Source organism: uncultured Thiohalocapsa sp. (genome assembly GCF_913063425.1).
In the GTDB taxonomy this organism is placed as follows: Bacteria; Pseudomonadota; Gammaproteobacteria; order Chromatiales; family Chromatiaceae; genus Thiohalocapsa.
In genome coordinates, this window is sequence record NZ_CAJXYK010000093.1 from 1 (window position 1) to 8,585 (window position 8,585).

Annotated in this window: 11 protein-coding genes and 1 pseudogene; all 12 read right to left on the reverse strand. The window is 68.2% G+C overall.

Annotated elements, in window-relative coordinates:
- Positions 1 to 262 precede the first annotated feature (262 nt).
- On the reverse strand, positions 263 to 1,135 hold the full coding sequence (locus QZ607_RS25150) for a class I SAM-dependent methyltransferase (protein WP_295888853.1): 873 nt from the start codon (positions 1,133 to 1,135) through the stop codon (positions 263 to 265).
- Positions 1,136 to 1,139: 4 nt separating this feature from the next.
- Positions 1,140 to 2,474 (reverse strand): cytochrome P450, encoded by a 1,335-nt coding sequence (locus QZ607_RS25155; RefSeq protein ID WP_295888856.1) that lies wholly within the window; start codon positions 2,472 to 2,474, stop codon positions 1,140 to 1,142.
- A 541-nt stretch (positions 2,475 to 3,015) separates the two neighbouring features.
- Positions 3,016 to 3,150: a light-harvesting antenna LH1, alpha subunit gene (gene pufA / locus QZ607_RS25160; RefSeq protein WP_295544205.1), complete on the reverse strand. Its 135-nt coding sequence runs from the start codon at positions 3,148 to 3,150 to the stop codon at positions 3,016 to 3,018.
- Positions 3,151 to 3,239: 89 nt separating this feature from the next.
- Positions 3,240 to 3,383, reverse strand: a complete 144-nt coding sequence (gene pufB, locus QZ607_RS25165) for a light-harvesting antenna LH1, beta subunit (protein WP_200240632.1) — start codon at positions 3,381 to 3,383, stop codon at positions 3,240 to 3,242.
- 175 nt (positions 3,384 to 3,558) lie between these two features.
- Positions 3,559 to 3,750 carry a light-harvesting antenna LH1, alpha subunit gene (gene pufA, locus QZ607_RS25170; RefSeq protein ID WP_295888861.1) on the reverse strand — a complete coding sequence of 64 codons (192 nt, stop codon included), beginning with the start codon at positions 3,748 to 3,750 and terminating at the stop codon, positions 3,559 to 3,561.
- A gap of 75 nt (positions 3,751 to 3,825) precedes the next feature.
- The gene (gene pufB / locus QZ607_RS25175; protein WP_200240632.1) at positions 3,826 to 3,969 is read right to left on the reverse strand and encodes a light-harvesting antenna LH1, beta subunit; all 144 of its coding nucleotides are present in this window, start codon (positions 3,967 to 3,969) and stop codon (positions 3,826 to 3,828) included.
- A 114-nt stretch (positions 3,970 to 4,083) separates the two neighbouring features.
- Positions 4,084 to 5,376: a photosynthetic reaction center cytochrome PufC gene (pufC, locus tag QZ607_RS25180; protein ID WP_295888863.1), complete on the reverse strand. Its 1,293-nt coding sequence runs from the start codon at positions 5,374 to 5,376 to the stop codon at positions 4,084 to 4,086.
- Positions 5,373 to 6,347 (reverse strand): photosynthetic reaction center subunit M, encoded by a 975-nt coding sequence (pufM, locus tag QZ607_RS25185; protein WP_295888864.1) that lies wholly within the window; start codon positions 6,345 to 6,347, stop codon positions 5,373 to 5,375. Before pufM ends, pufC begins: the two co-directional genes overlap by 4 nt.
- A gap of 12 nt (positions 6,348 to 6,359) precedes the next feature.
- A complete protein-coding gene (gene pufL / locus QZ607_RS25190) occupies positions 6,360 to 7,184 on the reverse strand; it encodes a photosynthetic reaction center subunit L (protein ID WP_295888866.1) in 825 nt (274 codons plus the stop codon).
- Positions 7,185 to 7,289: 105 nt separating this feature from the next.
- Positions 7,290 to 7,481, reverse strand: coding sequence for a light-harvesting antenna LH1, alpha subunit (gene pufA, locus QZ607_RS25195; protein ID WP_295888868.1), 192 nt, complete (start codon positions 7,479 to 7,481; stop codon positions 7,290 to 7,292).
- Between the two features lie 160 nt (positions 7,482 to 7,641).
- Complete coding sequence (pufB, locus tag QZ607_RS25200) at positions 7,642 to 7,785, reverse strand: light-harvesting antenna LH1, beta subunit (protein ID WP_295888870.1); 144 nt, start codon at positions 7,783 to 7,785, stop codon at positions 7,642 to 7,644.
- A gap of 230 nt (positions 7,786 to 8,015) precedes the next feature.
- Positions 8,016 to 8,585: pseudogene (locus tag QZ607_RS25205) on the reverse strand (chlorophyllide reductase subunit Z); the annotation flags it as partial.

Genomic DNA, 8,585 nt, shown 5'->3' on the forward strand with positions numbered 1-8,585 from the left:
GGCGCGCAGCTCCGCCGCCAGCGCTTTCAGCTGATCGGCGTCCAGCCGGCGCAGCTGCGCCGGGGTGTCGATGGTGGCGAGGAGGGGGTAGGTGTGCGGTGCGGGTGAAGGCGTCGAGTCGGTCATCGTCGGCGTGACCTCGGGTCCGGTCTGTAACCCGTAAAGCCTAGAGCAACGGCCTCTCCGACGGCACCGTTACACTTGTCCCGCATCAAGCAAAGGCATCGCGCGGCGGCGATTTCCGTCCACGCCACGGCCGAGATCAGGCAGGCATCAGCTCCAGGTGCGCGATGGTGGCCAAGGGCCGCCCTCCAGCCGCAAGCGCCGGGACGGCGGTGCGCAGGCGTCGGCGCCAGAGCAGCAGGGCGAGGAGGTCCGTCTCGGCGCGGTGGCGCAGCCTGGGTGCCAGGTCGGGCGCCAGCTGCACGTAATCCCGCGTGTCTGCAATACCGAAGCGAAAGCGCACGCGCATGCGCCGGAAGCCGTCACCGAAGCGCGCGAAGGCCAACAGCGCCGGGTGGTAGCCATCCACCAGCAGATCTGCACCCTGCGGCGCCAGGTCCGCCAGGCCGCGCAGGGTCGCCGTCACCTGGGCATGATCCAGATAGGGCAGGATGCCCTCCAGCAGGAACACGGGGCGCCCGGCGCCGAGCTGCCCGGCCAGCGCGGCCAGGCCATCCGGCAGCGCGGCGCTGGCGTGGGCGATGCCCTGGACCGGCGGCAGCAACCGGTCGCGGAGCGCCGTGACTGCCGGCAGATCGGCACAGAGCCAGTGCGCGCGCTCGGTGCCGACCCGCTGCGGCAGGGTATCCAGTCCGCAGGCGAGGATCACCACGCTGCGCGGCCGAGCAGCGGTGGCCAGCAGCGCGCGCAGCTCACGCTCCAGCACCACCGAGCGGGCGATGCACAGGCGCATGGTGAAGTGGTCCCGGCCCACGGCGCGCGTGTCCAGAGCAAGACGGCCGGCGAGGGTCTGCGCGGCGGTGTCGTGGAAAGCGACCTCAGGCAGCAGGCGGGCGGCATGGGCACGGGCGTACAACGGAATCAGCAGAGTGCGGCTGACGCCGGCGAGGGTCTCGTCTCGCCCGACACCGACCTTGGGCGGCGTATCCGGCTCCGTGTCGGGGCGCTGCATGGCTTCAGCGTGCGTCGGCACGCACCAGGAGCGGCGCCGTGGGCACCAGCATGCCGGCAAAACGTGGCAGCACCGGCCCGGCATCGCTGGCTGCCGGCGCCAACCGAACGCCACGCAGCAGGGCCGCAATCACCAGCACCCCCTCCAACAGCGCGAAGCGCCGGCCGATGCAGCTGCGCGGGCCGCCGCCGAAGCCCAGATGCTGTGCCTGGAGCATGGCATCGCTGTTGAAGCCGACGTAGCGGCCGGCATCGAACTGCCCGGGGTCCGGCCATTGCGCCGGGTCCTGGTGCAGCGCCGTGACGCTCAGCAGCAGCTGATCCCCGGCACGCAGCCGATACCCCCCCAGCACGTGGTCGGCGGTGGCCTCCCGCAGCAGAATGGGGGGCTGCGGATAGAGCCGCAGCGCCTCCAGCAGCACGCCGCGGATGAGCGGCAGCCGGTCCAGATCGTCCAGGCGCTCCGGCAGGCCCGGGGCGGCATCGGCCTCGGCCTGCACGGCCGCCTGCAGATCGGGGTCGCGGGCGAGGTGGTACAGCGCCCAGGACAGGGCGATGGCGAGGCTGTGATGGCCCGCGATGAGCATGGTCATGAGCTCGTCGCGCATTTCCTCCGCGGAGAAATGCTCCGCCTCGCGCCGACGCTGCAACAGCCACTGCCCGAGCAGATCCGCCGGCGCGTCCGTGTCGCTGAGCGTCTCACGGCGGGCGGCGATGATGCCGGCGAGAATTGCGTCGGCCTCGGCGACGCGGCGGCGGAAGCGGCGATTCGCCGGCGTCGGCCAGGACAGGGGCGGCGCCGCCAGCGCACTGCCCTGGCGCACCAGCTCATCGAGCAGGCTGTGGATGACGGCGCTGACGCGGGCCAGCCCGTCATCGCTGGCACCGTCGCCGGCGCGCACACCGAAGATGCTGTCCAGCAGGCTCGTGAGTGTGGTGCGGGAGAGCTCCTCCATCAGATCCAATGGTACGCCGGCACCGGTCTGCCGCCAGCGGCGGACCGTCGCGGCCGTGGCGGCGTGCATGGCAGGCACGTAGCGCGGCAGGGCGCCCGCGGCCAGCGCGGGGTTGGCGAGCCGGCGATGGCGCTTCCAGCGCTCGCCATCGTTGATGAGCAGACCCTCGCCGGTGACGGCGCGCAGGCGGCGCATCAGGCTGCCCTTGCGATACACCCGCGCCTTGTCCAGCAGGACCGCGCGCATCAGCGCCGCGTCGTTCACCTGGAACAGCCGAAAGCCGGCCGCGTCCAGGCGCACCAGAGGCCCCGCGCCGGCGGCATTGTCGAACAGCCGCAGCAGATCACGCCGCAGCAGCGGCGGGAGCGAGCGATGCAGGGGCAACCGGGGCGGCCGCCGCCCGCGCCCGGAGCTGTCCGGGGCCCGCGCACGGGCCGGCGCATGCCGCGGGGACCGGGTGGTTGAGGCGGGACAGGTGCCTGCCGCGGACTCGGAACTGCTGAGGCGCGATTGCATTGCCCGGATGAGCTCCAGAAACCAGGCCGCCGCGGGTAGGGGTTGGCGGCGGCGAACGGCGTGCCACCGCGTTGCTGTCCGGGCGGTGGGCACGCAGACAGGCGCACCCCTTGGGGCACGCACTCACCGCAGCGCCGGCGGCGAGGGGCTCGCCGCCGGCGCTGCGGTGTACAGGATACGTGATCTGCGATTGTGCTGCGGTGGGACGCCGCAGTCGCAGCGGCGCCGACGTCGGGTCGGCGCACAGCACGCCCGCCCCGGACACGGACCACCTGGCGCTTGGCGCACAGGCGGCGCCAGCACATCGGTCGTGCTGCACACCGCGGCGTGTGCCGCCGCGGTGCGCGCCTTGCCGATCAAGCCATGCGCTGTGCCGGAACCGGCGTCAGCCGATCGACCGGTCGGGGCCTCAGACGCCGCCGAGCCAGTTGAAGTCGGCGCTGCTCAGCAGGATGAAGTGGATCAGCAGGGCCAGGATCAACAGGAAGCCGAAGAGGGCCACCAGGGTCCTGCGTGGGTCGAAGATCTGCCAGATCTTATGCATGTGTCATCTCCGAATGAGTGCTGTGGACTGTCGCGCGCTCAGCGCTGACGCGTGCCACTTAAATGAATGAGAGCCAGGAATGGCGTGGCTTACAGCCAGGGGCGCCAGAACCATGCCAGCAGGTGCGCGAAGGCTGCGACACCGATGAAGCCGGACATGCTCTGCACGAAAATGCCGTGGAATTCCTGAGCCTCTTCTTCGGTCAGGCCGGACAGGCTTTTCTCTTCAGCCATGGATTACCTCCAGTTTGCTCGATCGGCCGTCAAGGCCGTTGCCGCGACGGTCCCCCGCGGCGGGGTTGCCCAAGGGGCTTATCCGGCGTCTGCCGCCGGTTCCAACCTCGATGCGCCCGCAGGCGCCTTGCCTGCGGCCGGTGGTGCATACACGCGCCGGCCGTCCAGGCAACGGTCAATTGATGGTCCGTGCCGGCGGCATCGCCGACATGTTGGACGCCGGCGCCTGCGCCTTGGTGGTGCTGATCCAGTTGTATCCCGGAGACATCAACAGGATGAAGTGGATCACCAGCGCCAAGACGAACAGGAAGCTGAACAGCGCCATCAGCGCCCGGCGCGGGTCGAACCATTGCCAGATTCGATGCATGTGATTCCTCCGCTGAGGACTTGAGGCAGGCGGGACTCACGCCCGCCGCCGTGGGTGGAGCACGATGACGCGCGGTTACAGCCAGGGGCGCCAGAACCAGGCCAGCAGGTGCGCAAAGGCCGCGACACCGATGAACCCGCTCATGCTCTGCACGAAGATGCCATGGAATTCCTGGGCCTCTTCTTCGGTCAGACCGCTCAAGCTTTTCTCTTCAGCCATGGGTATTACCTCTGTTCGTCGAGTGGTGGCCGGCGGCGAAGCCGACGACCGGTTTGGACCGGGTGGTCCCTCACCCCTGAGGTCCTGGTCTGTTGCCGGTGCGTGCCCGCTGTCCTAGCGCGGGGCCGGGGCCGGCGGGTACTGCAACGGCGCCGGCGGGTACTGCATCATGCTCGGCGGCGGATAACGCAGCTGCGGCCCGGCTGGTGCCGGCGCAGGCGCGGGCGCTGCCTCTGCGGGTGCCGCTTCCGCTGCCGGCTCGGCTGCCGGTGCCGCGGCTTCCTGGGCCGGCTTGGCCTCTGCCGGGGCCGGGGCGGGGACCTCGGCGGGCTCGGCTTTCGCCTGCTGCTCCGGTGCCGCTGCGGCCTCTTTCGCGGCCTTGACCGCTTCCAGGCCACCCTCCGGCAACGGCTGCGCCAGGGCTGGGTAGTCCTTCAGCATCTGCGCGCCGTAGAGGGGCTTGTAGGCGCCCTGGTGGCAGGTGGTGCAGTAGATCTTGTACACGTCACCCAGCGGCCCCTTGCGGCTGTCCGGGATGATCTCGGAGAGCGGCACCACGTAGTCGTTGTTCATCTCCCGCACGTGCCGGATCGCGTACCACGCGGTGGTCCGGGCCGGCGCGCTCTGATCCCAGGAGTAGAACGAGCGGCTGTTGTGGCAGTAGGTGCAGTTCACCCCGAGCGCCGAGGACATGTGCATCATCAGGCCATAGGTCCATTCCGCCTGCTTGATGGAGCTGCGGTTGCCCTGCGGCAGCACCGTCTCGCCGATGACGCGGATGTCGTTGTCCTGCATCAGGAACGGCGTGAACGGGTCATAGGGCAGTGACGCATAGGCCACGGACTTGGACGCGACGTTCTGCCCGGTGGGCGCGATCATCGACGGCTGCCCCGGACCCGGATCGCTGGTCCAGACGTATTCAGGCACCGGATTGCCGCGGTGGCAGGTGTAACAGGTCACACCGGTGTCCGCGACATGGTCCTTCCAGTAGGCATTGGTGTCCTGCGTCATCTGAATCATGCGCCGCGAGACGACCTTGGTGTAGATGCCGTCGTACTCGAAGCCCTCGTTCACATGGCAGTAATAGCAGCCTTCCTCCGGGGCAACCCAGTTGGTCAGCGCCACCATGATCCGGTTGAACTCGGCAACGGTCAGCTCACCCAACACCTGGACGTTCTTGTAGAGGTCTTTGGCCTTGGGGCCGCCCGGCGTGGCTGCCGGAATGGGCTCCGGCGGCACGTTCGCATCCAGCGACGCCTGCAGGCGATCGGTGTTGTAGTTGGTCTGCATGCCGAGACCGCGGTAGCCGTTTTGGACCACCTCCGGCGGCGGCGCCTCGCAGCCGGCCAGCAGCGCGGCTGCGCAGAGGGCTGCCAGAACCAGCGTTTTGCCATTCAGCATCTTCATTGCGACACCCCCTGCAAGAGGCTCGGATCCTGGAGCGTCAGCTCGGACGGATAGGGCGCCACGATGCCGTGCTTGATACCCCAGAGGTACCAGTTCTCGACGACGGTGCCCGTGAGCAGAATTCCGATACCCGCGGTGATGGCCACCAGCACTGCGAACCACCAGGCCCAGCGATGGATGGATTCCATGGTTGCGTTGAAGCCCATGGTCCAGCGCCACAGCAGCATGGCACGCTCGGCCGCGGTGCCGCGGTCGGTGATCTGGTCGATCTCGCGGTCGCCGCCGTAGCGGGACACGGCCAGGATGGTGCCGCCGTGCATCGCGAACAGCACGGCGGAGCCGTACAGGAAGACGATGGACAGTGCATGGAACGGGTTGTAGTAGAAGTTGCCGTAGCGGATCGAGATCGCCGCGGTCCAATCAAGGTGCGGGAAGATTCCGAACGGCACCGCCTCACCCCAGCTGCCCATCAGCACGGGCCGGATCAGACCGAGCGTCAGGTAGAAGAAGATCGCCGACGCGAAGGCCCAGGCCACGTGTGTGCCGGTGCCGAGCGCGATGGCGCGCTGGTAGGTGCGGATCCACCACAGGATGATGGACGCGGTGAGGAAGAAGCCGGCCATCAGCCACCAGCCCCCGTCGCCGAGCGGCGGAATGCTGAGCCCGTAGGCGGGCGGCGGCGGCTCCAGCGCGAGCCAGAAGAAGTTCTTGACGAACTCCACCGGGCTCCAGTTCACCGACGCCAGCATGTTGAAGCCGATGATCTCGATGGCGATGAAGCCGCAGACGAGGGACGCCACCCCGGCGAAGCCGAGGTAGAAGGGTCCAATCTGCGCATCGCCGATCTTGCCGATCCAATAGTTGAAGAGCGGCTTGCCGAGCCGCGGCATCTCACCCTTGGGGAGCGGGACACCGGCGTAGCCAGGCTCACGGACCTGGACTTTGTTGAAGATGTTTTGATATTCGGCCATGTCGGTGTCCTCTTATGACCAGAACGGCAGCTGCAGCCACCAGTTCCACCACTCGGGCCACCCGCGCGTCCAGAACGGGCCGCTGAGTACGATACAGACGGCGCTCCAGAAGCCGGCGTTGATGGCCAGGAACAGGCCCAGGCGATGGATCGCCAATGCGCCGATGGAGTAACCAATGAAGTCACGGAAGAAGGTGTTCTCGTGCTCCGAGGTCTTGACGGGCTCACCCTCCTGCGGGTTCACCATCGACAGGATGAGCGACCCGTGCAGTGCCAGCGCCAGCGCGTTCGTGAAGAAGAACGTGATGGCCAGCATGTGCGCCGGGTTGTAGTGGAAGTGCAGGTACTGGTAACCCACATTCGACACCCAGTCCAGGTGACTGAAGATGCCGTATGGGAAGCCATGACCCCAGGCACCCATGAGCACCGGGCGGATCACCACCAGCGTGACGTAGGCGAGGATCGCGAAGCTGAAGGCGAAGGGGACGTGCAGCCCGATGCCCAGCTTGCGGGAGATCTCGACCTGGCGCAGCGCCCAGGACACGAAGGCACCGATGGCGCAGATGGTGATGATCTGCCACAGTCCGCCTTCGGTGAGCGGCGCCATCATGAGCCCGTAGCTCAGGTCCGGCGGCGCGATGTTGATGCGCCAGACATTCCAGGTGGGGCCGATGGCCGCACCCCAGATGATCAGCAGGGTACCCAGTGTGGCGAAGAAGACCGACGTGACCCCGAAGAAGCCGACGTAGAACGGCCCCACCCAGAAGTCGAATAGATCCCCTCCCACCAAGGTACCGCCGCGGACGCGGTATTTTTTCTCAAAACTCAGCATGGCCATTATGAATTCCTCTGCTTGGATGCCGCGGGGGATGTGCGGCACCCGCGTCGCGAGCTCGACGGCGGCCGCCGGCCCCTGCCGGCGCCACCGTCACTGTTCAGGCCCCTACATCTGCTGTGGCACGGCCGGCGTGGTCGCGGTCTGGACCGCCGGGATGCCGTCTTCCAGCCAGTTGAAGTCGGTGGTGCTGAGCAGGATCAGATGGATCGCCAGCGCCAGCACGATCAGGAAGCCGAACAGGGCGAGGAGGATGGTGCTCGGGTTGAAGATGAGCCAGATCTTGTAGATTGCGTTCATGCGTACTCTCCGGGTTACGGGTTGAGTCGAGCCAGGTGCATCGGAGGCCGACCGTGCCGGTGTGCGGCGGTGTCGGAGTCCCGCGAGGGCCTCAGTTGCCGGGGCCTGCCGCGATGCCGATGCGTTTCAAGACGACGGTGCTCCGCGCGGACGACGACGCTCAGAGCCAGGGGCGCCACATCCAGGCCAGCAGGTGCGCGAACACCGCGACACCCACGAAGCCGCTCATGCTCTGGACGAAGATGCCGTGGAACTCCTGGGCCTCTTCTTCGGTGATGCCGCTCAAGGACTTATCGTCTGCCATGGGTTAACCCTCCAGTGAGGTTCAAAGGGCCGTCAGGCCGGCGGCGCACGCTGGCGTGGCCGCGGGGCTGCCGGAGGCGGGCTCCGGCGGACCGACCAACCCGCGCCGCGGGATGGACAGACCTGGCGAACATTCGGCCGTCGCACGGCGCCCTGCGCCGTGGCATTGCGACCGGTTATCGCGGCGTCGAGCCGCTGCGCTGCGCCCGTTGCGCAGTTGTGCGGGCAGCGTCATGCGGCGCGCCCGCCGCTCGGCGCGTCCCGTGCAGCACGGACGCGCGCAATCGTCACCTGCTCCTCGCCGGCGTCGCGGGCGGCCTGCTCGGCCGCATCGCGCAGCCGCTTGGCCGCGGAGATCCGCGTCAGCACCGGAAAGGCCTCCAGCAGCCGGTCCAGGTGCAGCTTGGCCTCGGCGTCCCAGGGCAACTGGCGGTTTTCCACCGCCAGACGCGACGGCGTCGCATCCACCTGATCCAGGTCGGTGCCGAGGGGCAGGATGTTGAACAGCGCATCGAACAGGGCGTTGCAGACTTCCTGCACCAGGTAGGTCGCCCCGGCATACCCCATGAACGGCGTGCCCGTATGGCGGCGGATGATGGTGCCGGGCAACGAGGCCGGGATATAAGCCGCACGCCCGCCGATCTCGGCGAGGTACATGCGCTCGTTGTAGCCGCCGAGAAGGATCAGCGGCGTGTTGTCGTGGATGGCCGCACGCACCGCGTCATTGTCCGGCTTGTGGCCGGGCCGGCGGGCGAAGGCGAAATTGCAGGGTAGCCCCAGCTCGTCCTCCAGGAAGTGGCG

Bases quoted from the DNA above. Each gene is read 5' to 3' on its own strand.
- QZ607_RS25150 (WP_295888853.1), bottom strand. From the start codon at position 1,135: ATGCAGCGCCCCGACACGGAGCCGGATACGCCGCCCAAGGTCGGTGTC.
- pufA (WP_295544205.1), bottom strand. From the start codon at position 3,150: ATGCATAAGATCTGGCAGATCTTCGACCCACGCAGGACCCTGGTGGCC.
- pufB (WP_200240632.1), bottom strand. From the start codon at position 3,383: ATGGCTGAAGAGAAAAGCCTGTCCGGCCTGACCGAAGAAGAGGCTCAG.
- pufA (WP_295888861.1), bottom strand. From the start codon at position 3,750: ATGCATCGAATCTGGCAATGGTTCGACCCGCGCCGGGCGCTGATGGCG.
- pufB (WP_200240632.1), bottom strand. From the start codon at position 3,969: ATGGCTGAAGAGAAAAGCTTGAGCGGTCTGACCGAAGAAGAGGCCCAG.
- pufC (WP_295888863.1), bottom strand. From the start codon at position 5,376: ATGAAGATGCTGAATGGCAAAACGCTGGTTCTGGCAGCCCTCTGCGCA.
- pufM (WP_295888864.1), bottom strand. From the start codon at position 6,347: ATGGCCGAATATCAAAACATCTTCAACAAAGTCCAGGTCCGTGAGCCT.
- pufL (WP_295888866.1), bottom strand. From the start codon at position 7,184: ATGGCCATGCTGAGTTTTGAGAAAAAATACCGCGTCCGCGGCGGTACC.
- pufA (WP_295888868.1), bottom strand. From the start codon at position 7,481: ATGAACGCAATCTACAAGATCTGGCTCATCTTCAACCCGAGCACCATC.
- pufB (WP_295888870.1), bottom strand. From the start codon at position 7,785: ATGGCAGACGATAAGTCCTTGAGCGGCATCACCGAAGAAGAGGCCCAG.